This is a genomic window from Azonexus hydrophilus, from assembly GCF_038368255.1.
GTDB lineage: Bacteria > Pseudomonadota > Gammaproteobacteria > Burkholderiales > Rhodocyclaceae > Azonexus > Azonexus hydrophilus.
The window spans coordinates 575,983-601,971 of record NZ_CP151406.1 but is presented as its reverse complement, the minus strand read 5'-3'; the positions used below and the strand labels follow the sequence as shown (position 1 = coordinate 601,971).

The 25,989-nt window shown below is 63.7% G+C and carries 24 protein-coding genes, 1 pseudogene and 1 riboswitch; of the genes and pseudogenes, 8 read left to right on the top strand and 17 right to left on the bottom strand.

Annotated features, from left to right (window positions below; all coding sequences use genetic code 11):
- Position 1: 1 nt before the first annotated feature.
- The 5 genes from AADV58_RS02945 to thiC all read right to left on the bottom strand — a co-directional run bounded on the left by AADV58_RS02945 (position 2) and on the right by thiC (position 5,103).
- Positions 2-568, bottom strand: coding sequence for a YqiA/YcfP family alpha/beta fold hydrolase (locus tag AADV58_RS02945; RefSeq protein WP_341744039.1), 567 nt, complete (start codon positions 566-568; stop codon positions 2-4).
- Positions 556-1,377, bottom strand: coding sequence for an undecaprenyl-diphosphate phosphatase (locus AADV58_RS02940; protein ID WP_341744038.1), 822 nt, complete (start codon positions 1,375-1,377; stop codon positions 556-558). Before AADV58_RS02940 ends, AADV58_RS02945 begins: the two co-directional genes overlap by 13 nt.
- A 39-nt stretch (positions 1,378-1,416) precedes the next feature.
- Positions 1,417-1,653 carry a YkgJ family cysteine cluster protein gene (locus AADV58_RS02935; protein WP_281982435.1) on the bottom strand — a complete coding sequence of 79 codons (237 nt, stop codon included), beginning with the start codon at positions 1,651-1,653 and terminating at the stop codon, positions 1,417-1,419.
- Between the two features lie 2 nt (positions 1,654-1,655).
- Positions 1,656-3,035 (bottom strand): chloride channel protein, encoded by a 1,380-nt coding sequence (locus AADV58_RS02930; protein WP_028993659.1) that lies wholly within the window; start codon positions 3,033-3,035, stop codon positions 1,656-1,658.
- A gap of 151 nt (positions 3,036-3,186) precedes the next feature.
- On the bottom strand, positions 3,187-5,103 hold the full coding sequence (thiC, locus tag AADV58_RS02925) for a phosphomethylpyrimidine synthase ThiC (protein WP_028993660.1): 1,917 nt from the start codon (positions 5,101-5,103) through the stop codon (positions 3,187-3,189).
- A 55-nt stretch (positions 5,104-5,158) separates the two neighbouring features.
- Positions 5,159-5,266, bottom strand: a riboswitch (TPP riboswitch).
- A gap of 123 nt (positions 5,267-5,389) precedes the next feature.
- Between thiC and AADV58_RS02920 the strand changes: the two genes are divergently transcribed.
- The 4 genes from AADV58_RS02920 (at position 5,390) to AADV58_RS02905 (ending at position 9,262) form a co-directional block, all read left to right on the top strand.
- A complete protein-coding gene (locus AADV58_RS02920) occupies positions 5,390-6,862 on the top strand; it encodes a carbonic anhydrase (RefSeq protein WP_028993661.1) in 1,473 nt (490 codons plus the stop codon).
- A 98-nt stretch (positions 6,863-6,960) separates the two neighbouring features.
- Positions 6,961-7,614 carry a protein-L-isoaspartate O-methyltransferase family protein gene (locus AADV58_RS02915; RefSeq protein ID WP_281982429.1) on the top strand — a complete coding sequence of 218 codons (654 nt, stop codon included), beginning with the start codon at positions 6,961-6,963 and terminating at the stop codon, positions 7,612-7,614.
- Positions 7,614-7,937, top strand: coding sequence for a rhodanese-like domain-containing protein (locus AADV58_RS02910; RefSeq protein ID WP_028993662.1), 324 nt, complete (start codon positions 7,614-7,616; stop codon positions 7,935-7,937). The genes AADV58_RS02915 and AADV58_RS02910 overlap by 1 nt, the downstream gene beginning before the upstream one ends.
- 8 nt (positions 7,938-7,945) lie before the next feature.
- On the top strand, positions 7,946-9,262 hold the full coding sequence (locus AADV58_RS02905; RefSeq protein ID WP_028993663.1) for a TolC family outer membrane protein: 1,317 nt from the start codon (positions 7,946-7,948) through the stop codon (positions 9,260-9,262).
- Here the strand turns inward: AADV58_RS02905 and waaA are convergent.
- Together waaA and waaC are read right to left on the bottom strand one after the other, a co-directional pair.
- Entirely contained in the window at positions 9,228-10,496 is a 1,269-nt protein-coding gene (gene waaA, locus AADV58_RS02900) for a lipid IV(A) 3-deoxy-D-manno-octulosonic acid transferase (RefSeq protein WP_281982437.1), read from the bottom strand. The two genes, AADV58_RS02905 and waaA, sit on opposite strands and share 35 nt — an antisense overlap.
- Positions 10,493-11,455: a lipopolysaccharide heptosyltransferase I gene (gene waaC, locus AADV58_RS02895; RefSeq protein WP_341744037.1), complete on the bottom strand. Its 963-nt coding sequence runs from the start codon at positions 11,453-11,455 to the stop codon at positions 10,493-10,495. Before waaC ends, waaA begins: the two co-directional genes overlap by 4 nt.
- A gap of 112 nt (positions 11,456-11,567) precedes the next feature.
- Here waaC and glmS point away from each other — a divergent pair, with 112 nt between their 5' ends.
- Positions 11,568-13,391, top strand: coding sequence for a glutamine--fructose-6-phosphate transaminase (isomerizing) (glmS, locus tag AADV58_RS02890; protein ID WP_341744036.1), 1,824 nt, complete (start codon positions 11,568-11,570; stop codon positions 13,389-13,391).
- Complete coding sequence (locus tag AADV58_RS02885; RefSeq protein ID WP_043420580.1) at positions 13,392-14,222, top strand: symmetrical bis(5'-nucleosyl)-tetraphosphatase; 831 nt, start codon at positions 13,392-13,394, stop codon at positions 14,220-14,222. It begins immediately after the preceding gene.
- Positions 14,223-14,412: 190 nt separating this feature from the next.
- On the opposite strand, the pseudogene AADV58_RS02880 reads toward AADV58_RS02885, so the two are convergent.
- The 9 genes and pseudogenes from AADV58_RS02880 to AADV58_RS02840 form a co-directional block, all read right to left on the bottom strand.
- A pseudogene (locus AADV58_RS02880) lies at positions 14,413-14,790 on the bottom strand (lysophospholipid acyltransferase family protein); the annotation flags it as partial.
- A 143-nt stretch (positions 14,791-14,933) separates the two neighbouring features.
- Positions 14,934-15,695 carry a GNAT family N-acetyltransferase gene (locus tag AADV58_RS02875; RefSeq protein WP_043420581.1) on the bottom strand — a complete coding sequence of 254 codons (762 nt, stop codon included), beginning with the start codon at positions 15,693-15,695 and terminating at the stop codon, positions 14,934-14,936.
- 79 nt (positions 15,696-15,774) lie between these two features.
- Positions 15,775-16,716: a carbohydrate kinase family protein gene (locus AADV58_RS02870; RefSeq protein WP_028993669.1), complete on the bottom strand. Its 942-nt coding sequence runs from the start codon at positions 16,714-16,716 to the stop codon at positions 15,775-15,777.
- Positions 16,717-16,724: 8 nt separating this feature from the next.
- Complete coding sequence (locus AADV58_RS02865) at positions 16,725-17,741, bottom strand: DUF3426 domain-containing protein (RefSeq protein ID WP_341744035.1); 1,017 nt, start codon at positions 17,739-17,741, stop codon at positions 16,725-16,727.
- Entirely contained in the window at positions 17,717-18,607 is an 891-nt protein-coding gene (gene prmA, locus AADV58_RS02860; protein WP_341744034.1) for a 50S ribosomal protein L11 methyltransferase, read from the bottom strand. The genes AADV58_RS02865 and prmA overlap by 25 nt, the downstream gene beginning before the upstream one ends.
- A 2-nt stretch (positions 18,608-18,609) precedes the next feature.
- Entirely contained in the window at positions 18,610-19,968 is a 1,359-nt protein-coding gene (accC, locus tag AADV58_RS02855) for an acetyl-CoA carboxylase biotin carboxylase subunit (RefSeq protein WP_028993672.1), read from the bottom strand.
- Positions 19,969-19,976: 8 nt separating this feature from the next.
- Positions 19,977-20,429: an acetyl-CoA carboxylase biotin carboxyl carrier protein gene (accB, locus tag AADV58_RS02850; protein ID WP_028993673.1), complete on the bottom strand. Its 453-nt coding sequence runs from the start codon at positions 20,427-20,429 to the stop codon at positions 19,977-19,979.
- A gap of 53 nt (positions 20,430-20,482) precedes the next feature.
- Positions 20,483-20,965 carry a type II 3-dehydroquinate dehydratase gene (aroQ, locus tag AADV58_RS02845; protein WP_028993674.1) on the bottom strand — a complete coding sequence of 161 codons (483 nt, stop codon included), beginning with the start codon at positions 20,963-20,965 and terminating at the stop codon, positions 20,483-20,485.
- Positions 20,966-21,004: 39 nt separating this feature from the next.
- A complete protein-coding gene (locus AADV58_RS02840) occupies positions 21,005-21,595 on the bottom strand; it encodes a hypothetical protein (RefSeq protein ID WP_298394651.1) in 591 nt (196 codons plus the stop codon).
- Positions 21,596-21,645: 50 nt separating this feature from the next.
- On the opposite strand from AADV58_RS02840, the gene mpl reads away from it, so the two are divergent.
- Positions 21,646-22,992 carry a UDP-N-acetylmuramate:L-alanyl-gamma-D-glutamyl-meso-diaminopimelate ligase gene (gene mpl / locus AADV58_RS02835; protein ID WP_341744033.1) on the top strand — a complete coding sequence of 449 codons (1,347 nt, stop codon included), beginning with the start codon at positions 21,646-21,648 and terminating at the stop codon, positions 22,990-22,992.
- Complete coding sequence (locus AADV58_RS02830; RefSeq protein WP_028993677.1) at positions 22,989-23,576, top strand: SCO family protein; 588 nt, start codon at positions 22,989-22,991, stop codon at positions 23,574-23,576. The genes mpl and AADV58_RS02830 overlap by 4 nt, the downstream gene beginning before the upstream one ends.
- Before the next feature lie 49 nt (positions 23,577-23,625).
- On the opposite strand, the gene AADV58_RS02825 is transcribed toward AADV58_RS02830, so the two are convergent.
- Positions 23,626-25,902 carry an NADP-dependent malic enzyme gene (locus AADV58_RS02825; protein ID WP_028993678.1) on the bottom strand — a complete coding sequence of 759 codons (2,277 nt, stop codon included), beginning with the start codon at positions 25,900-25,902 and terminating at the stop codon, positions 23,626-23,628.
- Positions 25,903-25,989: the final 87 nt, after the last annotated feature.

Sequence of the window (25,989 nt, the reverse complement as noted above, 5' to 3'; positions counted from 1 at the left end):
ATTATAGCCCGGCAAATTCAATGAGTTGCGGCAACATCTCGGGAAAGCGCGTGAAGCTGTGGTCGCCGCCCTCGAAGACGCTCTGCCGGCAGCCGAACCAGAAAGCCTGGGCATCGTGGTAGTCGAGCACTTCGTCGCCGGTTTCCAGCCACAGCCAGTAGCGCGACGGCGTCGGCGGCAACACCTGGGCCGACAACTGGGCAGCGTGTTCGGCGGTGAAACCGAAACGCTCGCCGCTGTGGTAATTGACGTGTTCGCCGACGAACTTGCCGACATCGATGCGGGCAACGGCAGCCGGGTTGATCAGTAGCGCCTTCAGTCCATATGTTTCAGCCAGAAAACTGGCGTAATGACCGCCCAACGACGAGCCGACCAGGGTCACCGGCTCGTTGGCCGCTTCGATCCATTGCCCCATGTCGGCCATTGCCTGTGCCGGCACCGGCGACAGTTGCGGGCAATGGAACTTCTCGGCCAGGCCGCGTTCGGCCATCGCCTCAGCCAAGAGGCGGGCCTTCCACGAGGCCGGCGAGGAGCAGAAACCATGCAGATAGAGGATCAAGCCGTCCACTCCACCCAGCCCATCTGCGCGGTGAGCAGCACGATCACGCCGAAGACGATGCGGTACCAGGCGAATACGGTGAAGTCGTGGTTGGAAATGTAGCGGACCAGCGCTCTCACACTGAGCATGGCGGCGACGAAGGAGGCGACGAAACCGACGGCGAACACCGGCAGATCTTCCAGGCGAAGGATGTCGAGATTCTTGTATACATCGTAAATGGTCGCCGCGAACATCGTCGGAATAGCCAGGAAAAAGGAGAATTCGGTCGCCGTCTTGCGCGACAGGCCGAAGATCAGGCCGCCCATGATTGTCGCCCCGGACCGCGACGTCCCGGGAAACATCGCCAGCGCCTGGGCGAAACCGACCTTCAGCGCATCCGGCCAGCGCATTTCGTCGACGCTGTTGATGCGCGGCTGGTAGACCTTGCGCTCGATGTAGAGGATCAGGAAGCCACCGACGATCAGCGCCCCGGCCACGGTCAGCGGATTGAACAGATAGGTCTTGATGGTGCTGTGAAACATCAGCCCGAGCACGGCGGCCGGCAGGAAACCGACCATCAGCAGACCGACGAAACGCTGCTGCACCGGGTCGGAACGCAAACCGCCGGCGACCTGAGTGATCCGCTCGCGATACAGCCAGCACACCGCCAGGATGGCAGCCAGCTGGATGACGATCTTGAACACCTTGCTCTGTTCGTCGGTGTAATTGAGCAGGCTGCCGACGATGATCAGGTGGCCGGTCGACGAGATCGGCAGGAATTCAGTCAGACCCTCGACGATACCGAGGATCAGGGCTTTGAGAAGGAGAATCGGGTCCATGCTGGGCGGCGTTCCATGACAAGAGCGCGCATTTTACCCTCATGGACGTGTCATGGCTTCGAGATCGGCCAGCCAGTGCAAGGCCTCGTCCCGGCTTTCGCCGCACATTTCCGCCGAGGGCTGCAAACCGGAGCAGCAGCCCGGGCGCTCGGGCTGGCCAAACAGGCGGCAACGCAGCTCGCCGTCGAGATGCCGGCAAGGCACACCGGCCGGCTTGTCCAGCGAACTGATCGACGGCGCGATGCAGCAGGCGCCGCAACCCGGCCGACAGGCCAGACTCACTTGCTGTCAGCCGGTGACTGCTGGCGGATCATGTGCTCAGCCAGCGTCGCATAGAGTGGTTTGGAGACCATCCGCGACACCGCCGACGCGATCAGCGCCGTCGCCATCAGGCCGATGACCAGCGAATAGCCGTCGACCATTTCCATGACGATGATGAAGGCGGTGATCGGCGCCTGCGTAGCCGCCGCCAGGAAACCGACCATGCACAGGACGACGATGGTGGTCGGAAAAGCCTGGCCGGCCAGCAAAGGCACAAGATCCTGGCCGATGCCGGCGCCGATCGACAGCGATGGCGCAAAGATGCCGCCGGGCAGGCCGGTCAGGTAGGAAACCACGGTCGCCACAAACTTGGCCGGGCCGTAGTACCAGGGCAGATCGGCCTGGCCACTCAGCAGCGATTTGGTCTCGGCAAAGCCGCTGCCCCAGATCACGCCGCCGGTGACCCAGCCCAGAGACGCCAGCAAGAGGCCACAGAAGACCACGAACCAATAGGGATGCGCGCCGCGAAAACGCGCCAGCCGGCCGTGCCAGCCAATCACCGAGATGAGCAGCATGCGCGCAAACAGACCACCGGCAAAACCGGTGACGACGGCGCAGACGAGGATGGTGTACATCAGTTCCGAACTCTCGCCGAAGACCACGACCCGGCCAAAATAATTGTCGTTGCCGAGGAAATACTGGGCAATCACCCCGGCCAGCACGATGGCCGTGATGACCACGCCGCTCATCCGCGATTCGACGCTGCGCGACAATTCCTCGATGGCAAAAACGATCCCGGCCAGCGGCGCATTGAACGCGGCCGCGATCCCCGCCGCGCCACCGGCGACCAGCAAGTGCTGGCGATGAATGCGCAGCGTCGCCGGCATGAAACGGCCGGCCGCCGCCATCAGACTGGCACCGACCTGCACGGTCGGTCCCTCGCGACCGAAGGAAAAGCCGGCGCCAACCGCCGCCACGCCCAGCATGATCTTGCCGAAAGCGATGCGCAGCGAAACCAGCGGTCGCCACGGACCGGAGGGCGGTCGCTTCATCTCGGCGATCACCTGCGGAATACCACTGCCCTGCGCGCCCGGGAACCACGTCCGGGTCGCCCACAGCAAGGCCGCCCCGGCCAGCGGCGTGACAATGAAGGGCATCCACGGGTAGAGCGCGGCCGCATGGGCAAAACGTTCGGCCGCCCCATCGCTCAACAGGGCGAAGAGGACCGCCGCCAGACCGACGACGATACCGCAGCCCCAGAACACCAGGCGCCCGCCCCAGATGCGCAGACGCGCGAGCAGGTGATACTGGTTGGCGCGGACATAGACCTGTGCCTGGCGCAGGCGGCTTTCCAGTCGCTGGCGCAGGATCGCAAGCCAGCCTGAATCAGGCGTCACGACGACACTTCCATTGACACTGGACGCCGCCAAACGGCGACAGGCTGGCAAAGATATTCATGCCCCGCATTTTGACAGGATTTGCGCCCATCGTTCAGGCAAAAAGGCGACCGAAGCCGCCTTTTTGCCTGATTTCCGGAAGAACTCCGGCTTACAGCTTGTGATAGATCTCGGCGCCGGTCTTGACGAACTCGACAGCCTTGGTTTCCATCCCCTTCTGCAAGGCATCTTCCTCGTTCAGGCCCTGTTTTGCAGCGAAATCGCGCACATCTTGCGTGATCTTCATCGAACAGAAGTGCGGCCCGCACATCGAGCAGAAGTGAGCAACCTTGGCCGATTCCTTGGGCAGGGTCTCGTCGTGGAAGGACTTGGCCTTGTCCGGATCGAGGCCGAGGTTGAACTGATCGTCCCAGCGGAACTCGTAGCGCGCTTTGCTCAAGGCGTTGTCGCGGATCTGTGCGCCGGGATGGCCCTTGGCCAGGTCGGCGGCGTGGGCGGCCAGCTTGTAGGTGATGATGCCTTCCTTGACGTCATTCTTGTCCGGGAGACCGAGGTGTTCCTTCGGCGTCACGTAGCAGAGCATGGCCGTACCGTACCAGCCGATCATCGCGGCGCCGATGCCGCTGGTGATGTGGTCGTAGCCCGGCGCGATGTCGGTGGTCAAGGGACCAAGCGTGTAGAACGGGGCTTCCTTGCAGTATTCGAGCTGCAGGTCCATGTTCTCCTTGATCAGGTGCATGGGCACGTGGCCCGGGCCTTCGATGATGGTCTGCACGTCGTGCTTCCAGGCGATCTCGGTGAGTTCGCCCAAGGTCTTCAGTTCGCCCAGCTGCGCTTCGTCGTTGGCGTCGTAGATCGAGCCGGGACGCAGGCCGTCGCCGAGGCTGAAGGCAACGTCATAGGCCTTCATGATTTCGCAGATTTCCTCGAAGTGCGTGTAGAGGAAACTTTCCTTATGATGCGCCAGGCACCACTTGGCCATGATCGAGCCGCCGCGGCTGACGATGCCGGTCATGCGGTTGGCGGTCATCGGGATGTAGCGCAGCAACACACCGGCGTGAATGGTGAAGTAGTCGACGCCCTGCTCGGCCTGCTCGATCAGCGTGTCGCGGAAGATTTCCCAGGTCAGGTCTTCGGCCTTGCCGTTCACCTTTTCCAGGGCCTGGTAGATGGGCACGGTACCGATCGGCACCGGCGAATTGCGGATGATCCACTCGCGCGTTTCGTGGATGTTCTTGCCGGTGGACAAATCCATCACCGTGTCGCCGCCCCAGCGGATCGACCAGGTCATCTTCTCGACTTCTTCCTGAATGGACGAGCCGAGCGCCGAGTTGCCGATATTGGCGTTGATCTTGGTCAGGAAGTTGCGGCCGATGATCATCGGCTCGGATTCCGGGTGATTGATGTTGTTCGGGATGATGGCGCGGCCGCGGGCCACTTCGCTGCGCACGAATTCCGGCGTGATTTCGGCCGGGATGCTGGCGCCGAAATTCTGCCCCGGATGCTGGCGGGTCAGCAGCTTGGCCATTTTCTCGCCGGTCGGGCCGGTGGCTTTCAGCGATTCAATGTACGCAGCACGATTGAGGTTTTCGCGGATCGCCACGTATTCCATTTCCGGCGTGATGATGCCTTTACGGGCGTAATGCATCTGCGACACGTTGGCACCGGCCTTGGCGCGGCGCGGCTTGCGGTGCAGGCCGGGGAAGCGCAGTTCGTCGAGCGCCTTGTCGGCAGCGCGCTGGCGGCCGAATTCGGAAGACAGGTCGGGCAGTTCCTCGGTGTCGCCGCGCTCGGCGATCCACTGCGCACGCATGGCCGGCAGGCCGGAGCGAATGTCGATCTGCGCCGCCGGGTCGGAGTAGGGGCCGGAACAGTCATAGACATAGATCGGCGGATTCTTCTCGCCACCGAAGCCGGTCGGCGTATCGGCTTGCGAGATTTCGCGCATCGGCACCCGGATGTCCGGCCGCGAGCCTTCGACATAGATCTTGCGGGAATTGGGCAGCGGCTGGATGGCGGCCTCGTCGACGTGGGCGTTGGCGGCGAGGAAGGTGTCTTTGGCGTTCATGAGTGCTCCATGCGGGGATTCAGCAGGGTAAGACGAGCAAGGAGCGATCTGGTTCCAACAGCAGAGTTCGTTTCCCTACGACGGCATGACCCGGTCAGGTTCGAAGGGTATGTCTCAGCCGGACCGGCATGATGCAGCGCGATCGGCACCCCTAACGACTGGGCTGCAAGTTACTGGAAACACAGGCAAAATGCAAGAAATGCGCAGCACGCCTCAAGATTTCCAGAATTCGGTCGAAATAAGTTCGACAAGTGCCCGTATTTCAAGAAAAACAGAAGGAAAAAGCATGCGCCTGATGACCATTGCCATCGCCCTGGCCACCCTGCCCTGGGTCGCTACGGCTGCGCCGAGCTGGCAGAACATTTCTGCCGAATCCGGTCGCCGCATCGAACTCGACCGCAGCACGCTGAAGCGTACCGGCAATGTCGTCGAGGCACAGAGCCGGGTCACGCTCGACCGCGAGCTGATCGACAACCGCACCGGCACGCCCTACAAGATCATCGAGGCGATCACCCGCTACGACTGCTCGACCCGCAGCGCCCGAACCATCAAGCGCATCTATCGCCAGACCGACAAGGACACCATCCGCGAGGAAGACATTGCCGGCGCCGAACTGCCGGTACGCAGCGGCACCCTGGACGACCGGGTGCTGCGCGAGGTCTGCCGCCCGCCCAAGGAAGGCGCCGCCGAACTCGCCGAGAAGGCCAATGAAGCCGCCACCCAGTTGCAGCAAGCCAACGAGGCCCTGCTCAAGAAGGAACTGGCCAAGACTGAAAAGCCGCCAGCGGTGAAAACAGCAGAAACATCGAGTAGCGCCCCCCTGCCGTCGATCCGCCCCAATCTCAAGGCGGCCATGGAAGGCAAGCCTGCCGCCGAGCAGCAAGCGCCGGCGCCAGTGGAAGCCCCGCCGCCCGCCGCCAGCAAGGCGCCGCCCACGATCAATGTGCCCAGCGGCACCACTCAGGTGGTGCGCAACAACGCACCTGCACCACGCCCCACCCCCAGGCCCGCCGCCAAGGCCCCGGCCCCGGCTCAGGGTGGTTACATGCTTGAGCTGGTTCGCGCCGAGCCAGCGACCAAGCCACCGGTTAAATGGAGCTACGAAGGTGCTGGCGCCCCCGAGAACTGGGCCCGTATCGACCCCCGCAACGCGCTGTGCGCGAGTGGGCAACGTCAATCGCCGATCGACATCCGCGATGGCATCAAGGTCGATCTCGAGCCGATCCGCTTCGATTACCGCGCGTCGACCTTCCGCATCGTGGACGACGGCCATTCGGTCAACGTCACCGTCGGCGACAGCAGTTTCTCGCTGACCGGCAAGACCTACGACCTTGAACAGATCGTCTTCCGCCGCCCCGGGGAAACTCGGGTCAACGGTCAGCGCTACGAGATGTCGGCGCAGTTGATGCACCGGGCTACGGACGGCAGCCAAGCCGTCGTCGAAATCCTCTTTGAGCGCGGTACCGAGCACCCGCAGATCCAGACGCTGTGGAACCATCTGCCGCTGGAAAAGCAGGCGCCTGTCCAGCCGCCCAAGGCTGTGCTGGAACCCGCCCGCCTGCTGCCGGAATCGGGGCATTACTACACCTTCATGGGCTCCCTGAGCACGCCGCCCTGCACCGAGGGCGTCCTGTGGATCGTGATGAAGCAGCCGATCCAGGTTTCCGACGATCAGGTCCGCATCTTCAGCCGCCTGTACCGTAACAACGCGCGCCCGGTTCAGGCCACCGGCGACCGCCTGATCAAGGAAAGTCGCTGACACGGCAGGTACGGCGCGCATCCGCGGCTCGGGTATAATCGGCTTTTGTCCGAACCAAAATATTAGCTCATGCTAATATGACGCCTGCGGAGATTTTCATGAACATCGAACAAGCGCGCTTCAACATGATCGAACAACAGATCCGGCCCTGGGAGGTTCTCGACCCCCAGGTGCTCGATCTGCTTTTCGTCGTCAAGCGCGAGGATTTCGTACCCGCCGCCTACCGCAACCTGGCATTTGCCGACCTGGAAATTCCGCTGGCTGACGGTCAGGTGATGCTGGCCCCGCGCGTGGAAGCCCGCCTGCTGCAGGAACTGGGCGTACGCAAGGGCGACAAGGTGCTGGAAATCGGCACCGGCAGCGGTTACATGGCCGCACTTCTGGCAGCCCGTGCCGAACACGTGGTCAGCCTGGAAATCCGCCCGGAAATCGCTGCCACCGCCCGCGAAAACCTCCAGCGCGCCGGCATCGACAACGTCAACGTCGAATGCGCCGACGGCATTGCCGGCTGGCCGCAACGCGCGCCGTTCGACGTGATCGTGTTTTCCGGCTCGGTGGCACAGATTCCGCCCGCCGTGCTCAAGCAACTGCGCGTCGGTGGCCGTCTGGCCGCAGTCGTCGGCGAGGCCCCGGTCATGGAAGCCCAATTGATCACCTGCATCGCCGATGGCGTATTCAATACCATCAACCTGTTCGAAACCGTGGTTCCGGCACTCGATGGCGGTCAGCCCAAGCAGGAATTCAGCCTCTGATGCAGCAGATACGGGCAAAGCAACTGGCGGAGTGGCTGGCCGACGAGCAGCGGCCGCCGCCCCTGTTGCTCGATGTCCGTGAGCCGTGGGAAGTCGCGCTCTGCCGGATCGATGGCAGCGAGCACATGCCGATGCACCTGGTCCCGGTCCGCTGCGAGGAACTTGACCCCGATCGCGACATCGTCGTCATCTGCCACCATGGCGGGCGCAGCATGCAAGTCGCCATGTTTCTCGAACGCAAAGGCTGCGCATCGGTCTTCAATCTACTTGGCGGCGTCGAAGCCTGGGCCTGCGAAGTCGATACCCGCATGAGCCGCTATTGAGGAATCGCATGAAAAAGATTGCCTGGCTGCTAGCCTTCCCGTTGTTTGCCTCGCCGCTGTCCGCCGCCGACCTGATGCAGGCCTATCAGGAAGCCCGCGACAACGATCCCGTTTTCGCTGCTGCCCGCGCCACCGTGGAAGCCGGCCGCGAAAAGGCTCCGCAAGGACGTGCCGGACTGTTACCCAGCCTGTCACTGTCGGGCAACACGGTATGGAACGACAGCGAAGTCGAACCGCAGGGCGGGACCCGGGTCAAGAACCAGTACAACACCAACGGCTATCAGCTGACCCTGTCGCAACCCTTGTTCCGCTGGCAGAACTGGGTCGCCTACGACCAGGCCAAACTGCAGGTAGCCCAGGCTGAAGCCAATTTTGTCCAGGCCCGCCAGGATCTGATCCTGCGCGTCGCCCAGGCCTATTTCGACGTGCTCTACGCCAGCGAAAACCTGAGCGCCGTCCGCGCCAACAAGGAAGCCACGGCACAACAATTGGAACTGGCCAAAAAAACCTTCGAGGTCGGCACGGCAACGATCACCGATACGCATGAAGCGCAGGCGCGTTTCGACTTGGTCACGGCGCAGGAGATCGCCGCCGAAAGCGAACTCGAAATCCGCCGCCAGAGCCTGCAGATCCTGCTCGGCCGCATGCCGGAAAACCTCGCCGCGCCGCGCAAGGACGCCGTGCTGAATCCGCCGGAGCCGAACCGGCTGCAGGACTGGATCAGTGCTGCGGAAAAGGATGCGCTGCCGGTGCAGATCCAGCTCGCCCAGGCCGAAATCGCCGCCCGCGAGGTGGACAAGCAACGCGCCGGCCACTATCCGACCGTCGATATCGTCGCCAACCGTGGCAAGGCCAAGACCTTCAACAATACGGCCATCGACTCCGAATACAGCAATATCGGCCTGCAACTGAACATCCCCCTGTTCCAGGGCGGGCTGACCACCTCCCGCCAGCGCGAAGCCGGGGCCAACCGCGAAGCCGCCCGTGCCGGACTGGAATCCGCGCGCCGCAACGCAACACTGGCCGCCCGTCAGTATTACCTCGGCGTGACCAACGGCCTGGCCCAGGTCAATGCCCTCAAGGCCGCGCTGATCTCGTCGCAGTCGGCCCTGGAATCGAACAAGCTGGGCTACGAAGTCGGCGTGCGCATCAACATCGACGTGCTCAATGCCGAGAACCAGCTCTACGTCACCCGTCGCGACCTGGCCAAGGCCACCTTCGACACGCTGATGGCGCAACTGCGGCTGAAGGCCGCCGTCGGCGCGCTGGGCGAGGACGACCTGGCCCGGATCAACAGCCTGCTTGAGCCGCGCAGCGTTCAATAAGACGCAAGGTACGCGCCGTCGCGCCCCGGTGGGCGGCAGCGAACTCAGCGCAGGCCTGGCGCATGGCAGCGAGTTGCCGGGCATCCTGTAACAGATACTGAACCTGGTCGACGAGGGCTGGCGCATCGGCGACCCGCCGGGCCGCACCGGCGGCGATGGCATCCTCGGTCGCACTCAGGAAATTGAAGGTGTGCGGACCCACCAGCACCGGACAGCCACACGCCGCCGACTCGATCAGGTTCTGCCCGCCCAGCGGCAACAGGCTGCCACCAATGAATGCGACATCGGCCAGCGCGTAATAGGCGGCCATCTCGCCCATGCTGTCGCCGAGCCAGACCCGGGTATCCGCCGTCGGCAACCCCTCGCTGCGCCGCCGGCTGGCGATGCCACGTGCAGCCAGCAGACCGGCCACTTCATCGAAGCGCTGCGGGTGGCGCGGCACCAGGACGAGCAAGGCATCGCCCGGCGCACTGCGCCAAGCATCGAGCAACAAGGCTTCTTCGCCCTCGCGGGTACTGGCGGCCAGCCAGACTGCCCGTCCGGCCAGCGCCTGACGCCAGCTTTCGCCCAACTGGCGACGCTCGGCGGCCGGCTCGACATCGAATTTCAGGTTGCCGCACACCTCGACAGCCGGCGCCCCCAGGGCCGCCAGCCGCCCGGCATCGGCAGCCGTCTGGGCGGCAACTGCGGACAGGCGCGCGAAAGCCGGCCGGGTCAGTGCCGCAAAGCGCCCATAACCCCTGGCCGAACGCGCCGACAGGCGGGCATTGACCAAGGCAACCGGCAGCTTGCGCCGGGCGCAGGCTGCCAGCAGATTGGGCCAGATCTCGGTTTCCATGAGCACGCCGAAACTTGGCGAGAAATGGTCGAGAAACCGCCCGACAGCGTCCGGCAGATCGTAGGGCAGGTAGGTCTGGATCACCCTGTCGCCATACACCTCGGCACCGGCGGCGCGACCGGTCGGCGTCATGCCGGTCAGCAGGATTTTGGCGTCCGGCCAACGCGCCTGCAACGCCTCGATCAAGGGCTGGGCGGCACGCGTTTCGCCAACCGAGACGGCATGTACCCAGATCAGCGGACCGTGCCGGGCAACTGGCGGCCGACCATAGATGCCGAAGCGTTCGCCGACATGCGCCCGGTAAGCCGGCTGTTTCCGCCCGCGCAGGAACAATCGCAGCAGGATCGCCGGCAGCAGCAGGTAGAGCAGCAGCGCGTAGACAAGACGGGCCATCAGCCGGGAACCGCCATCAATTCTGCCAGCACCGCTGCGACCGCCGGGCATTGCCCTTTACCACCGAGATTGCGATGGATGCCGGCACCGTAAACGCCGGTCAGTCCCGGCTCGGTCGCGGTATAGAGGGCGATGGTCGGGGTTTTCAGGGCAACGGCGAGATGCGTCAGACCGGTATCGACGCCGACCACCGCCCGCGCGCCAGCGAGCAGGGTGGCCAGGGCATCGATGCGCAGCGGCGGCGCCGCCAGCGCGCCTGGAATGGCGGCGGCAAGACGCGCCGCACGAGCGCGCTCCTGCGGATTACCGGCCGGCAGCACGACCCCCAGGCCCTGCGCACGCAAAGCCTGCCCCAGCGCGACCCAGTGCGCCTCCGGCCACAGCTTGTCGTCGCGACTGGTGGCGCTGAGCAGGACGGCATACGGCCCTGCCGGCAGCCAGTCGATGGCGATGGCCGGCGCCTGGATGCCGTAATCGACCGCATCGGCAACGGGATAATCGAGCGCCGCCGCTGCCAGCATGCGGTTACGCTCGACGGCGTGCAAGTCGCGCGCAACCCGGAAATGCCGGTCGTAGAAACGGGCGGCCAGCGGCTCCCTGGCCGACTCGCTGTCGTAACCGGCCAACGGTCCGTTGGCCCGGGAAGCGAGCAGGGCGCTCTTGAACAACCCTTGAGTATCGAGCACCAGGTCGTAGTCGACCTCGCGCACGCGCTGCCGAAATTCGCCGATTTCCCGCCAGGTCTCGGCCTTGAACAAGGCCTTGCGCCAGCGCCGGACCGCCACCGGAATGATCCGGCCGACCGCCGGATGCAGGCGCGGCACGGCGGCAAAACTCTCCTCGACGCACCAGTCCAGTTTCGCCTGCGGGAATTGACGGTGGATGTCGGTCGCCACCGGCAGGTTATGTATGACATCGCCGAGCGAAGAGGTTTTGACCAGCAGGATGCGCATCGGCAGCATGAACTCGAAATCGAAGGCAGGATTATAGATCGCAACGCCAGCCTTGCCTTTCCGGACGGCAAGGAGAAGGCTTGCGTTAAAATATGCGCTTCAGGTCAAGAAACCATCAACCATGTGTGGCATCGTCGCGGCAGCCGCCGACAAGAACATCGTTCCCATCCTCGTCGAGGGGCTGAAAAAGCTCGAATACCGTGGCTACGACTCGGCCGGACTGGCCGTCATCGGCGCCAACCGGATCGAGCGGGTGCGTTCGGTCGGGCGCGTTGCCGAACTCGAGAGTGCGTCGGCCGACACCACATCGCCGACCGGCATTGCCCATACCCGCTGGGCAACTCACGGCGTGCCCTCGGAGCGCAACGCCCACCCGCATGTTTCCGGCAGCATCGCCGTCGTCCATAACGGCATCATCGAGAATTACGAGAGCCTGCGTAGCGAACTGACGGCACTGGGCTATGTATTTACTTCGGATACCGATACCGAGACCATCGCCCACCTGGTCGACCAACTGCTCAAGAGCGACCGCGACCTGTTCCGCGCGGTACAGGCCGCCTGCAGGAGACTGGTCGGCGCCTACGCCATCGCCGTCATTGACCATAGTCAGCCCGGCCGCGTCATCGTCTCCCGCGAAGGCTCGCCGCTTCTGCTCGGCCTCGGCGACGACGGCAACTACGCGGCATCCGACGCCTCGGCGCTGCTCCAGGTCACCCGCAAGATGGTCTATCTGGAAAACGGCGACATCGCCGAACTGAGCCGCGACGGCGTCCGCATCGAGCGCCTTGACGGCACCCCGGTCGAGCGCCCGGTGCATGTTTCCGAACTTTCCGCCGCCGCTGTCGAACTCGGCAACTTCCGCCACTACATGCAGAAGGAAATCTTCGAGCAACCGGAAGCGCTGGCCAACACCCTGGAAATCGTCGGTGGCAGCAAAACCATACAACCCGGCATTTTCGGCGCCGAAGCCGCCACTTTGCTTAACGATGTCGACCACATTCTGATTCTTGCCTGCGGCACCAGTGCCCATTCCGGGATGACCGCCCGCTACTGGCTGGAAGCGGTCGCCGGCGTCCCCAGCACCGTCGAAATCGCCAGCGAATACCGTTACCGCACCTCGGTGCCCAATCCGCGGCAACTGATCGTCGCCATCTCGCAATCCGGCGAGACCGCCGACACGCTGGCCGCACTGCGCCACGCCAAGTCGCTCGGCCAGACCAAAACCCTGGCCATCTGCAACGTACCGGAATCGGCCATCGTCCGCGAATCGGCGCTGCGTTTCATTACCCGCGCCGGCCCGGAAATCGGCGTCGCCTCGACCAAGGCCTTCACCACCCAGCTGGCGGCACTGTTCCTGCTCACCCTGGTGGTCGCCAAGGTGCGCGGCCAGCTCGGCGCCGATCAGGAAAGCGCCTATATCGACCAGTTGCGCCACCTGCCGGTCGCAGTCAATAAAGTGCTGACGCTGGAGGATGAGATCACCGTCTGGGCCCGCCGGTTTGCCGACAAGCAGCACGCACTCTTCCTCGGACGCGGCCGCCACTACCCGATCGCCCTCGAAGGTGCACTGAAACTCAAGGAAATTTCCTACATCCACGCCGAAGCCTACCCGGCTGGAGAACTCAAGCATGGCCCGCTGGCGCTGGTCGATGCCAACATGCCGGTGATTTCGGTAGCGCCGGCCGACGACCTGCTGGAAAAGCTCAAGTCCAACCTGCAGGAAGTCCGCGCCCGTGGCGGCGAACTCTATGTGTTTGCCGACGCCGACTCGGAAATCCCCGAGTCGGAAGGCGTGCACATGCTGCGCCTGCCGGAACATTACGGCCTGCTGTCGCCCATCCTGCACGTCATTCCGCTGCAACTGCTGTCCTACCACGCGGCTCTGGTCAAGGGAACGGATGTGGACAAACCGCGCAACCTGGCCAAATCGGTGACGGTGGAGTAAATGGCCACTTACGCCATCGGCGATATCCAGGGCTGTTTCGATTCGCTACAGAATCTGCTCGCAGCCTGCGCCTTCGACCCGACCAAGGACCGCCTGTGGCTGGTCGGCGACCTGGTCAATCGCGGCCCGAAGTCGCTGGAAACCCTGCGTCTGATCAAGTCCTTCGGCGACTCGGCGATCACCGTCCTCGGCAATCACGATCTCTACCTGCTGATGGTCGCCGAGGGTGGCGCCAAGTTCCGGGGCAAGGACGACACCCTCGACGATGTGCTCAACGCGCCGGACCGCGACGAATTGCTGGACTGGCTGCGCCGTCAGCCCCTGTGCCATGTCGAAGGCGATTACTGCCTGGTCCATGCCGGCCTGCTGCCGCAATGGTCGGCAAAATACGCCCGCGAACTGGCCCGCGAAGTCGAAGCCAAACTGCAGGGCAAGGATTATCCGGAGTTTGTCCGCAATCTCTGGGGCAGCGAACCGGCCGCCTGGGACGACGACCTGAAGGGCTGGGCGCGGCTGCGCGTGATCGTCAACGCGATGACCCGGATGCGCTTCTGCACCAAGAAAGGGCTGATGGAATTCAAGGTCAAGGGCAAGCTGGCCAATGCGCCGGCCGGCTATTTACCGTGGTTCGATGTGCCCGATCGCAAGAGCGCCGGCAGCATTCTCGTCACCGGCCATTGGTCGGCGCTGGGCCTGCGCATCACGCAGAATCAGCTGGCGCTTGATTCAGGCTGTCTGTGGGGCGGACACCTGACGGCAGTTCGCCTCGAAGACCGGCGGGTATTTCAGGTGGATTGTTCGCCAGCGGAAGTCCAGCCGCTAAAGCGATAGCCTCGCGCGCCTCGGCTGCGACCTGCTTGCGCTCCTCGCCCTGCAGGCCACGCAGCGGCGTCGTCACCAGGCGGGCGATGATGCGCCGACGCTTGAGCATGGCGGTCGTGCACTCACCCAGTGAGATATCGCCGTCGTAACGTGGCGCCAGGCTGCGTTCGCCGTTCAGCTCCCAGTAGGAAATCGCCGCCGGCAACACCGGCCGCCCGGCTGCCAGCGCCGGTTGCAGCAAGGCCGCGTGGAAATGCAGCAGACTACGGCCGTCGGTCGTCGTTCCTTCGGGGAATACCGCAACGACCTTGCCCTGACCGAGAATGCCGGCGATTTCCTCGTTGATGACGCGGGCGTGGCCACGGCTGCCACGACGCAGGAAAACGGTGTCGTTTTTCCAGGCCAGCCAGCCGATCACCGGCCAGCGCCGCACTTCTTCCTTGGACACGAAGGCCGCCGGCACGGCCGCATTGATGACGAAGATATCGACCCAGGAAACGTGATTGGCAACCAGCAATACCCCCGGCGCCAGATGCGTCAGGTCGGCTTCCAGTTCGATGCCCAGCGCGTCGAGCACGGCCGCCGACCAGCTTTGCTTGAGCAGCAGCCGGCGCCGGTCGCCGCAGATGCGGAAAACGGTCAGTGCAACCAGCGCCCCGGTGAGCACCAGCAGAAAAAGCCGGAACAGCCGGAAGGCGCGGACGATGGTCGTAGTTTCTTTCAGTCTGCCTGCCCCAGGTAATGCTTGGCGTAACGACCGGCGACCTTGGCCATCGGCATCAGGATGGGCAGATCGGCGGTATTGAAATCGGGATCCCAGGCCGGTTCACCGCAGATCCAGGCCCCGGCGCGCAGGTAGCCCTTGATCAGTGGCGGCACTTCGGCCGGGCGATCCTGCTGCAGGGCCGCCAGCGGCAGCGGGCAGCGCGGGAAGACGCGATACTCCTGCGGTCCGAGGTGGTCGGCAGCGAGACGATTATACAGACTGGCCGCGGCATGACCGCCGTCGGCCATGCTGATCGAGGCGCAACCGATCAGGTAGTCGTGGCCGTGTTCCAGCATGTACTGCGCCAGCCCGGACCACAGCAGGGTGATCGTGGCGCCGGTGCGGTAGTCGGGATGGACGCAGGAACGACCGATCTCGACCATGCGCGAACGCAGGTGCTGGAGACGGGTCAGGTCGAATTCGTTTTCCGAGTAGTAACCGACCAGGCGAGCGTTTTCCGGCGGCAGGATGCGGTAGGTGCCGACGATGTCGCCGTTCTGCGTATCGCGCACGACCAGGTGCTCGCAGTACGGGTCGTAGATGTCGTGATCGACGCCCGGCGTGCGGCTGGGCAGATTGGCGCCCATTTCACCGGCGAAAACACGGTAACGCAGGCGCTGGGCTTCGAGAATGTCGCTGGCGCTGCGGGCAAAACCCACCGCCAGGTTGCGTTTTTCCGGGCGGACGCGGGCCGCCGACTTGTGCATGAGTTCCATCTTGTTCTCCTTGTGTTTCTGGAGAACAGGATGGAACAGGCGTGTTACACGCCTATTGCTCTTGCATTACAGCAGGGTTTCAGCCTTGTCCGGGCAGGGCGCAACCGAAGGCCTGGCGATAGCGTTCACCAATTTCCTCACGGCTTGGCTGGTGATTCTGGCCGCCACGATGGGCGATCTTGATCGAGCCCATGACCGATGCCAGACGACCGGTCGTCGGCCAGTCCCAACCATTGGCGATGCCGTACAGCAGACCGGCGCGGTAGGCGTCGCCACAGCCCGTCGGATCGACGATGGCGTCTGGTGCCACACAGGGAATCTCGTAGCGCTGACCGTCGGCATGGATTTCCGAACCTTCACCGCCACGGGTGACGATCAGTGCCTTGACCTCCTGTGCCAGCTGTTCGAGGCTGCGGCCAGTGCGGTCGCACGCCAGCCTAGCCTCGTAATCGTTGAAGCAGGCGTAATCGGCCAGGCGCAGGAAATCCATCAGGTCGTCGCCGTCGAACATCGGCAGACCCTGGCCCGGATCGAAGATGAAGGGCACCCCGGCGGCGGCGAAATCACGGGCGTGCTGGAGCATGCCTTCACGGCCATCGGGAGCAACGATACCAAGCTTGGCGCCAGCCTGCTCGACCTTGTTCAGGTGCGAGAAAGCCATCGCGCCAGGGTGGAAGGCGGTGATCTGGTTGTCGTCGAGATCGGTGGTGATGAAGGCCTGGGCGGTGAAACTCCCCGGCACCTGACGCACATGGCGGCGCGTCAGACCGAGTTGGTCGAGGCGGGCAAGATAGGGCGCGGCGTCGTCACCGACGGTGGCCATGATGCTCGCGTCGCCGCCGAGCAGCATCAGGTTGTAGGCGATGTTGCCGGCACAACCGCCGTACTCGCGACGCATTTCCGGGACCAGGAAGGCGACGTTGAGGATGTGGATCTGCTCGGGCAGGATGTGATTCTTGAAGCGGTCCGGGAAGACCATGATGTTGTCGAAGGCCAGCGAGCCGCAGATCAGTGTCGTCATGTTGTCGGTCAGGGATAGAAAATGTAGAGGCGATAGCCGGTGGCGCCGATGTCCGAAGCCTCGATCCACAGGCGAACGGCGGTTTCGGCATTGGCCGGGAAGGCGTCGGCGGATACCCCGGCGGGGAGGTAGTCCGGGGCGTCGATGACCCGTCGGGCAACGACCCGGTCGTTGATGTCGGTCAGCGTCAGTTCAAGACTGGGCCAGGCCTGGGCATGCAGCGCCCGGTTCTTCAGGGTGGCGTTCAGCACGAACAGGCCGCGGGCCGCATCGGCCTGCAGATCGGAGGTCTCGATCGAGACCAGCGCGACATCGCGCGGTAGCGGCACATCGATCCCCAAGGCGGCGTATCCATCGGCCACGGCCGGCACGCGCTGGACGATTTCGGTCCGGTAATGCAGGGCCAGCTGGGCGCACAGCGCCAGCAGGGCAAGCAGGAAAACCACAACATAAGGCCAGGCAGGCGATTTCTGGGCGGCATCGTCGAAGCCGCCCAGGCCATCGCTGGTCAGGGGTCCGGCCGACCAGCGGTTATAGGCATTGCTGTCAGCCAGCTCACGAACCGCTACCAGACCGGCCTCACGCGCAGCCTGGGTGGTTTCTTCAGGAGTCTCCGGCACAGGTTCGGGCAATGCCTCGACTGGCTCCGGCTCGGCAGCGGCAACTTCTTCGGGCGGCAGCGGGGATTCCTCGGCGGTTTCGGGAATCTCTGGCATCTCCGGAATGACGGACGACGCTTCCGGCTCGCTGGCAGGCAGCGGCAGATCCTCGGGGATAGCCTCGACCGGCGCCGTTACCGTCTCCGGCAAGCTGGCTGCGCTGAATTCCGGCTCGGGAACCGCCGCCACCGCTTCCGCTGGCTGCGGTTCCTCCATCTGCAAATGATCGAAGGCGTTGAAAACGGTCTGACAATGACCGCAACGAACCTTGCCGGCCTTCAGGCGTAATTGCTCGGAGGTGACACGGAAAACCGTGCCACACGCCGGGCAACGGGTGCGGGTCAGGGCTTGACCCCGGCCAGACATACCCAGTCCTCGCGCACATCGGCCACCTGCAGCGGAATCCACGGCGCGTAGACGGCGATGATTTCCTCGGCCTGTTCGCGCAGGATGCCGGACAGGGCCAGCCGGCCACCGGCACGGACATGTGCACAGATGGCGGGCGCCAGGACACGCAGCGGATTCGAAAGGATATTGGCCACGACGACATCATACTCGCCTGCCAGCGCCTCTGCCGAGTCGGCGAAACGGGCAACGACATCATTGCTGGCCGCGTTGGCATTGGCTGCCTCGACCGCCTGCGGGTCGATATCGACGCCGGCCACGGCCGCCGCCCCAAGCTTGGCCGCGGCAATGGCCAGGATGCCGGAACCGCAGCCGTAGTCGAGCAGCGATTCGCCGCCGGTGATGGTGCGCTCCAGCCACTCCAGACACAGCCGGGTAGTCGGGTGCGAACCGGTGCCGAAAGCCATGCCCGGGTCGAGCACCAGGTTGATCGCCGACGGGTCCGGCGATTCATGCCAGGACGGGACGATCCACAGGCGACCGGAAACACGGATCGGATCGAACTGCGCTTGAGTCAATTGCACCCAGTTCTGTTCCTCGACCGGCTCAGCAGTGAATGCCGGGACAACTTCCAGGCCGGCCTGAGCAGCGGCCTCGGCAAGCATCACAGCAACATCGGCATCCGGCTCGAACAAGGCGACGACACGCGAATGCGCCCAGCCCGGCGTGGTCACCGAACCCGGTTCGCCGAACTGTGGCTGCTCGTCGGGGGTACCGGCGTCGGCATCCTCGATGCTGGCCGACAGCGCACCGAGCTCGAGCAGGGCGTCGCAGACCGGCTCGGCGCTGGCCGCATCGGTCAGGAAACTGACGTTTTGCCAGGCCATGCTTACTGCTTGACCTCGCTCTTGTCGGCCAGCTTGTGCTCCAGGTAATGGATGCTGGTTCCGCCTTCGTTGAAGCGGGCGTCAAGCATCAGTTCCTGGTGCAGGGCGATGTTGGTCTTGATGCCCTGGATGCTCATCTCGGACAGCGCGATGCGCATGCGGCGGATGGCCTGCTCGCGGGTATCGCCATAAGCGATGACCTTGGCGACCATGGAATCGTAGTGCGACGGCACGCGATAGCCTTGGTAGATGTGCGAATCGACGCGGATACCGGGACCGCCAGGCGGGTGATAAAACTCGATCTTGCCGGGAGATGGCACGAACGTGAAGGGATCTTCGGCGTTGATGCGGCATTCGATCGCATGTCCGCGGAACTCGATGTCCTTCTGGCGATAACGCAGCTTCTCACCCGCAGCGACGCGGATCTGTTCCTGAACAATATCGACGCCAGTGATCATTTCGGTGACCGGATGCTCGACCTGGACGCGGGTGTTCATCTCGATGAAGTAGAACTCGCCGTCCTCGTAGAGGAACTCGAAGGTACCCGCACCGCGGTAACCGATCTTGCGGCAGGCTTCGGCGCAACGCTCACCGATGCGGCTGATCAGGCGAGCCGGAATATGCGGCGCCGGTGCCTCTTCGATCACCTTCTGGTGGCGACGCTGCATCGAGCAGTCACGCTCGCCGAGATAGATGGCGTTCTTGTATTCGTCGGCCAACACCTGAATTTCGACGTGGCGCGGATTTTCCAGGAACTTTTCCATGTACACCGCGGGATTGCCGAAGAACTGGCCGGCTTCCTGACGGGTCATCGCCACCGCATTGACCAGCGCCGCCTCGGTATGCACCACGCGCATGCCGCGACCGCCACCGCCACCAGCCGCCTTGATGATTACCGGATAGCCGATCTCGCGGGCGATCTTGACGACTTCCTTGGGATCGTCCGGCAAGGCGCCTTCGGAGCCAGGCACACAGGGCACGCCAGCTGCCTTCATGGCGTCCTTGGCCGACACCTTGTCGCCCATCAGACGGATGGTTTCGGCGCGCGGGCCGATGAAGACGAAACCGGAAGTCTCGACCCGCTCGGCGAAGTCGGCATTCTCGGAAAGGAAGCCGTAACCCGGGTGGATCGCCTGGGCGTCGGTCACTTCAGCCGCCGAGATGATCGCCGGCACGTTCAGATAGCTTTGCGCCGACGCTGCCGGACCAATGCACACCGACTCATCTGCCAGCTTGACGTACTTGGCCTCGCGGTCGGCCTCGGAGTGCACGACCACGGTCTTGATGCCCAGCTCGCGACAGGCGCGCTGAATCCGCAGGGCAATTTCCCCGCGGTTCGCGATCAGGATTTTTTCGAACATTGCCATGATCAGCCGATCACAAACAGGGGCTCGCCAAATTCGACCGGCTCGCCGTTGTCGAGCAGGATGGCCTTGACCGTGCCATCGGCGTCGGACTCGATTTCGTTGAGCAGCTTCATCGCTTCAATGATGCACAGCGTATCGCCCTTCTTGACGACGCTGCCGACCTGGACAAAAGCGTCGGCGCCGGGCGACGGCGAGCGGTAGAAGGTACCAACCATGGGCGACTTGACGACGTGGCCTTCCGGCACGTCATCTTCGTCATCGAGGTTGACCGAGGAAACAGCCGGCGCTGCGGCAGCCGCGGGCATGGCGGCCGGCATGGCGTATTGCATCGGCGCAGCAACAGCGCCGAAATGCTTGGCGATACGGACCTTCTCCTCACCTTCGGTGACTTCCAGTTCGGAGATGCCGGACTCCTGGACGAGGTCGATAAGTTTCTTCAGCTTGCGCAGATCCATGATGACTCCCTAATTTTTCGCGCATTTTGGGCGCATGATCACGACAATTGTCGCTATTGATCCAGATTGATCTTGTTGAGAAGGTATTCGAGGGCCAGGCGATAGCCCTCGTGGCCGAGGCCGCAGATGACGCCGACGGCCAGGTCGGAGAAATACGAGTGATGCCGGAAAGGTTCGCGGGCATGCACGTTCGACAGATGCACCTCGACAAAGGGGATGGCGACTGCCGCCAGCGCGTCGCGCAGGGCGACGCTGGTGTGCGTATAGGCAGCCGGGTTGATGATGATGGCGCGGACGCCCTGCTCGCGGGCCGCGTGGATGCGCTCGATCAGCGCGCCTTCGTGATTGCTCTGGAAGGCTTCCAGCTCGACCCCGACACTATCCGCCAGACACGCCAGTGTCAGGTTGATGTCGGCCAGGGTGATGCGACCGTAGTGCTCGGGTTCGCGCGTCCCAAGCAGGTTGAGATTGGGCCCATGCACCACCAGGATGCGAGCCTTTTCCGCCGGCTTGGAAGCAGTTTTTCGCTTCGTCATGGCGGCAAGTTTGCCGCAAATCGCCGCAATTTGTCCAGTCTACTCGCTCAGCAGATCAGCCAGCTCGGCCGCCCGGATGCGCTCGCGCGGCCGCCCGTCGCGGTGCTTGAGACTGACCCGCTCGAGATGCGGCGGCAGGATCACCAGATTAGCATCGACCGTATCGGTCTCGATGCGCAGCACGGCCTCGACCTTGTCGCTGCGCGGCTCCACATGGCTGACATCGACCCCGCGGTTGAGCAGGAAGATCTCGACCTCCTTGGCGCTGTCGGCAAACAGCAGGATGTCGATGTGCGAATGTTCGCCAGCCGTGCCGTCGAGCACCGAGCCGGTCAGGAAGGGGTTGAAGGCGTGCAGCAGCTCGAGCAGTTCCAGCGCCGTCTGGCGCATGGCCAGCAGCATCTCGGCGTGCTCCTCGCCCTGATAGAGACTGCGATAGGCGCGCAATTCGGCCTCGACCTCGGCATTGTCGGGAAACGCGACATGCTCGGGGAGTCCCAACTGGCGCGCCGCCTTTTTCTTGGCGTGATGAAAATCGCTGATTCCGTCCTCGGCCATCAGGCGGGCAGCGGCTGCGGCAATGCTGGCCCGGGTACCGGACCCGGTTTTCAGCCTTTCATGGCGGGGCATGATGTCTCGCTCAGGGTAAAATCGCTTTCATTCTAACCACAGTACGTGACATGCACATTCACATTCTCGGCATCTGCGGCACCTTCATGGGCGGGATCGCCCAGCTGGCAGCAGCCTCGGGGCACCGCGTCACCGGCTGCGACGCCAACGTGTACCCGCCCATGAGCGACCAGTTGCAGCAGGCCGGCATCGCCCTCACCGAAGGTTTCTCGGCCGACCAACTGGCACTGAACCCGGATATTTTCGTGATCGGCAACGCCATCTCGCGCGGCAACCCGCTGCTCGAAGCCATTCTCGATCGTGGCCTGCCTTACGTCTCCGGCCCGCAGTGGCTGGCCGAGAACGTCCTCCAGGGGCGCTGGGTGCTGGGCGTCGCCGGCACCCACGGCAAAACGACGACCAGCGCGATGCTGGCCTGGATCCTCGAGGACGCCGGCATGAGCCCGGGCTTCCTGATCGGCGGCGTGCCGCTGAACTTCGGCGTCTCGGCCCGCCTCGGCGACACCCCGTTCTTCGTCATCGAGGCCGACGAATACGACACCGCTTTCTGCGACAAGCGGTCGAAATTCATCCACTACCGCCCCCGGACCGCCATCCTGAACAACCTTGAATACGATCACGCAGACATCTTCGCCGATCTTGCCGCCATCGAAACACAATTCCATCATCTGGTGCGCACCCTGCCGCAATCCGGGCTGATCGTTGCCAATGCCGCCGAAGCCAGCCTCGAACGCGTGCTGGCACGCGGCTGCTGGACGCCGGTCGAAGGTTTCAACGACAGCCAGGGCTACCGCACGGCCGGCAATGACGCCGACGGCGAATTGATCCTGCTCGGCCGCGATGGCGAGATTGGCCGTACCGCCTGGCAACTGACCGGCGAACACAATCGCGCCAACGCCTGCGCCGCGTTGCTTGCCGCGCGTCATGTCGGCGTGCCGTTCGCCAAGGGCCTGGAAGCGCTCAGCCGCTTCGGCAACGTCAAACGTCGCATGGAGGTTCGCGGCGTGGTCCGGGACATCACCGTTTACGACGATTTCGCCCACCACCCGACAGCCATCGCCACCACCGTTGCCGGGCTGCGCCGCAAGGTTGGCGCCGCGCGCATCCTGGCTGTACTCGAACCACGCTCCAACACCATGAAGCTGGGCACCATGAAATCGCAGTTGCCCGACAGCCTGCGCGAAGTCGACGCCGCCTTCTGTTACGCTGGCAACCTGGGCTGGGATGCCCGTGCCGCGCTCGCCCCGATGGGTAAACGCGCCTGCGTTCACGATCAACTCGACACCCTGGTCAGCGCCATCGCTGCCGCCGCCCGCCCCGGCGACCATGTGCTCATCATGAGCAACGGTGGTTTCGGTGGCATTCACGACAAACTGCTGGAAAGCCTATCCTCATGATTAGACGCACCTTCATCGGCCTGCTCGCCGCAACCGCCCTCGCTGCCTGTGGCGGCGGCGACACCCGTTTCAATCACACCGATCTGTCGGCAGGCAACATCTTCCCGGCCGGCACGCTGTTCGACGGCACCGGCCAGGCGCGCAGCCTGCAGGACTTTCATGGCAAGGCCGTGCTGGTTTTCTTCGGCTACACCAGTTGCCCGGACATCTGCCCGAGCACCCTGCGCAAGTACGCCAGCCTGATCCGCAACCTGCGCAGCAAGGACGCCGAACGCCTGCAACTGGTGTTCATCTCGGTCGATCCGGAACGCGACACCCCCGAGCGCACCGACACCTACGTCAAATGGTTCAACCCAGCCTTCCTTGGCCTTTCCGGCACGGAACAGCAGATCGCCGAAGTTGCCACCCAGTTCAAGGTGATTTACAGCAAGAAGGAAGTCGAAGGCGGCATGGGCTATGTCATCGACCACAGCGCCGGCGCCTACCTGATCGACCCCAAGGGTCAGTTGCGCCTGGCGATTCCGGAAAATGCCGCGATCGAACCGGTAGTCACCGACTTGCTCAAACTGCTCGACGGAAAATGAAAAAAGCCCCGCCTGAGCGGGGCTTTTGCTTGGCTGGGCCAGAAAAGGCTCAGCGCTCCATCGATTCGACGACGGCCAGCGCCGTCATGTTGACCAGGCGGCGAACGGTCGCCGTCGAGGTCAGCACATGCACCGGACGGGCTGCGCCGAGCAGGATGGGGCCGATGGTCACGCCTTCGCCGGCGGTCATCTTCAACAGATTGTAGGAGATGTTGGCGGCGTCGATGTTGGGCATGACCAGCAGGTTGGCTTCGCCCTTGAGCGGCGAATCCGGGTTGGCCTCGCGGCGGACGTCTTCGCTCAGCGCCGAATCGCCGTGCATTTCGCCGTCGACTTCCAGTTCGCCGGCCGACATCGCCGACACCAACCCGGCGGCAACGCTCATCTTGCGCGCCGATTCCGAACTGCCAGAACCGAAGTTGGAGTGCGACAACAGAGCCGCCTTCGGGTGACTACCGAAGCGCTTGACCTGCTCGGCCGCCATCAGCGTCATCTCGGCGATTTCCTCGGCCGTCGGATTTTCGTTAACGTGGGTATCGCAGATGAACAGCGAGCGCCCCGGCAACATCAGGTAGTTCATCGCTGCCAGCGTATTGACGCCGCTGCGCTTGCCGATGATCTGGCTGATCACGCCGAGGTGATGGCTGTACTGGCCGGTCATGCCGCAGATCAGGCCGTCGGCGTAGCCGAGCTTGAGCAGCATGGCGCCGATCACCGTCGGCTTGCGGCGCAGGGTTTCCTTGGCGATCGCCGGAGTGACGCCACGACGCACCATCAGCTTGTGATAGGCGGTCCAGCACTCACGGTAACGCTCGTCGGATTCCGGATTGACGACGTCGAAATCGACACCCGGCTTGATCCGCAGATTGGCCTTCTCGAGGCGCAGCGCAATGATGTCGGGGCGACCGATCAGGATCGGACGGGCGAATTTTTCCTCGATCACCACTTGAACGGCACGCAACACGCGCTCATCTTCGCCCTCGGCGTAGATGATGCGCTTGCCCTGGGCCTGCCGTGCGGCCTGGAAGATGGCGCGCATGCCGACGCCGGTGTGATAAACGAATTCCGACAGCTTGGCACGATAAGCGGCCCAGTCGGTGATCGGGCGGGTGGCGACACCGGAATCGATGGCGGCCTGGGCGACGGCCGGCGCAATCTTGACGATCAGGCGCGGGTCGAAAGGCTTGGGAATCAGGTATTCCGGGCCGAAGGTCAGGTCGTGGCCGGGGTAGGCCATGGCCACTTCATCGGTGACTTCGGCTTCGGCCAGTTCGGCGATGGCGCGCACCGAGGCCATCTTCATTTCTTCGGTGATGCGGGTGGCGCCGACGTCGAGCGCACCGCGGAAGATGAAGGGGAAGCAGAGGACGTTGTTGACCTGGTTCACATAGTCGGAACGGCCGGTGGCGATGATCGCCTCCGGGCGGACTTCCTTGACCAGCTCCGGCATGATTTCCGGGGTCGGATTGGCCAGCGCGAAGACCATGGGCTTCTCGGCCATGCTCTTGACCATGTCCTGGTTGACCACACCGGCCGCCGACAGACCGAGGAAGACGTCGGCGCCGACCATGGCATCGGCCAGCGTGCGCTTGTCGGTCTCCTGGGCGTAGCGGGCCTTGGTTTCGTCCATGCCGCCCGGACGGCCGACGTAGATGACGCCCTTGGAGTCGCAGATGGTGATGTTCTCGCGCTTGACGCCAAGATCGCACCACAGGTTCACGCAGGAGATGGCGGCGGCGCCGGCGCCGGAAACGACCACCTTGATCTCTTCGATCTTCTTGCCGACCACCTTGAGACCGTTGAGCATGGCGGCGGCGGAAATGATCGCGGTGCCGTGCTGGTCGTCGTGGAAGACGGGGATATTCATCCGCTCCTTCAGCTTCTGCTCGATGTAGAAGCACTCCGGCGCCTTGATGTCTTCGAGGTTGATGCCGCCGAGCGTTGGCTCAAGCGCGGCGATCATGTCGATCAGCTTGTCCGGGTCGTTCTCGGCCAGCTCGATGTCGAACACGTCGATACCGGCGAACTTCTTGAACAGGCAGCCCTTGCCTTCCATGACCGGCTTCGAGGCCAGCGGGCCGATGTTGCCCAAGCCGAGCACGGCGGTACCGTTGGTGACGACACCGACCAGATTGGCGCGCGAGGTGTACAGCGCGGCAGTCGATTCGTCCTCGACGATGGCGTCACAGGCAGCAGCGACGCCTGGCGAGTAGGCCAGCGCCAGATCGCGCTGGTTGGTCAGGCCCTTGGTCGGGCGAACGGAAATCTTGCCCGGGGTGGGCCAGCGGTGATATTCCAGTGCGGCTTCGCGCAAATCCTTTTCCACGGAAATTCCTCGGCAAACGTGTTAGGGAAAACCCTGCAGGTTACTCCAAAAAACCCCGCACGGGTTTCGTAATTATGAATTATTGCT

Excerpts from the sequence above, each read along its gene's own strand:
- AADV58_RS02940 (WP_341744038.1), bottom strand. The coding sequence starts at position 1,377 with ATGGACCCGATTCTCCTTCTCAAAGCCCTGATCCTCGGTATCGTCGAG.
- thiC (WP_028993660.1), bottom strand. The coding sequence starts at position 5,103 with ATGAACGCCAAAGACACCTTCCTCGCCGCCAACGCCCACGTCGACGAG.
- AADV58_RS02920 (WP_028993661.1), top strand. The coding sequence starts at position 5,390 with ATGCGCCTGATGACCATTGCCATCGCCCTGGCCACCCTGCCCTGGGTC.
- AADV58_RS02915 (WP_281982429.1), top strand. The coding sequence starts at position 6,961 with ATGAACATCGAACAAGCGCGCTTCAACATGATCGAACAACAGATCCGG.
- AADV58_RS02910 (WP_028993662.1), top strand. The coding sequence starts at position 7,614 with ATGCAGCAGATACGGGCAAAGCAACTGGCGGAGTGGCTGGCCGACGAG.
- AADV58_RS02905 (WP_028993663.1), top strand. The coding sequence starts at position 7,946 with ATGAAAAAGATTGCCTGGCTGCTAGCCTTCCCGTTGTTTGCCTCGCCG.
- waaC (WP_341744037.1), bottom strand. The coding sequence starts at position 11,455 with ATGCTGCCGATGCGCATCCTGCTGGTCAAAACCTCTTCGCTCGGCGAT.
- glmS (WP_341744036.1), top strand. The coding sequence starts at position 11,568 with ATGTGTGGCATCGTCGCGGCAGCCGCCGACAAGAACATCGTTCCCATC.
- AADV58_RS02885 (WP_043420580.1), top strand. The coding sequence starts at position 13,392 with ATGGCCACTTACGCCATCGGCGATATCCAGGGCTGTTTCGATTCGCTA.
- AADV58_RS02875 (WP_043420581.1), bottom strand. The coding sequence starts at position 15,695 with ATGGAACTCATGCACAAGTCGGCGGCCCGCGTCCGCCCGGAAAAACGC.
- AADV58_RS02870 (WP_028993669.1), bottom strand. The coding sequence starts at position 16,716 with ATGACGACACTGATCTGCGGCTCGCTGGCCTTCGACAACATCATGGTC.
- AADV58_RS02865 (WP_341744035.1), bottom strand. The coding sequence starts at position 17,741 with ATGTCTGGCCGGGGTCAAGCCCTGACCCGCACCCGTTGCCCGGCGTGT.
- prmA (WP_341744034.1), bottom strand. The coding sequence starts at position 18,607 with ATGGCCTGGCAAAACGTCAGTTTCCTGACCGATGCGGCCAGCGCCGAG.
- accC (WP_028993672.1), bottom strand. The coding sequence starts at position 19,968 with ATGTTCGAAAAAATCCTGATCGCGAACCGCGGGGAAATTGCCCTGCGG.
- accB (WP_028993673.1), bottom strand. The coding sequence starts at position 20,429 with ATGGATCTGCGCAAGCTGAAGAAACTTATCGACCTCGTCCAGGAGTCC.
- aroQ (WP_028993674.1), bottom strand. The coding sequence starts at position 20,965 with ATGACGAAGCGAAAAACTGCTTCCAAGCCGGCGGAAAAGGCTCGCATC.
- AADV58_RS02840 (WP_298394651.1), bottom strand. The coding sequence starts at position 21,595 with ATGCCCCGCCATGAAAGGCTGAAAACCGGGTCCGGTACCCGGGCCAGC.
- mpl (WP_341744033.1), top strand. The coding sequence starts at position 21,646 with ATGCACATTCACATTCTCGGCATCTGCGGCACCTTCATGGGCGGGATC.
- AADV58_RS02830 (WP_028993677.1), top strand. The coding sequence starts at position 22,989 with ATGATTAGACGCACCTTCATCGGCCTGCTCGCCGCAACCGCCCTCGCT.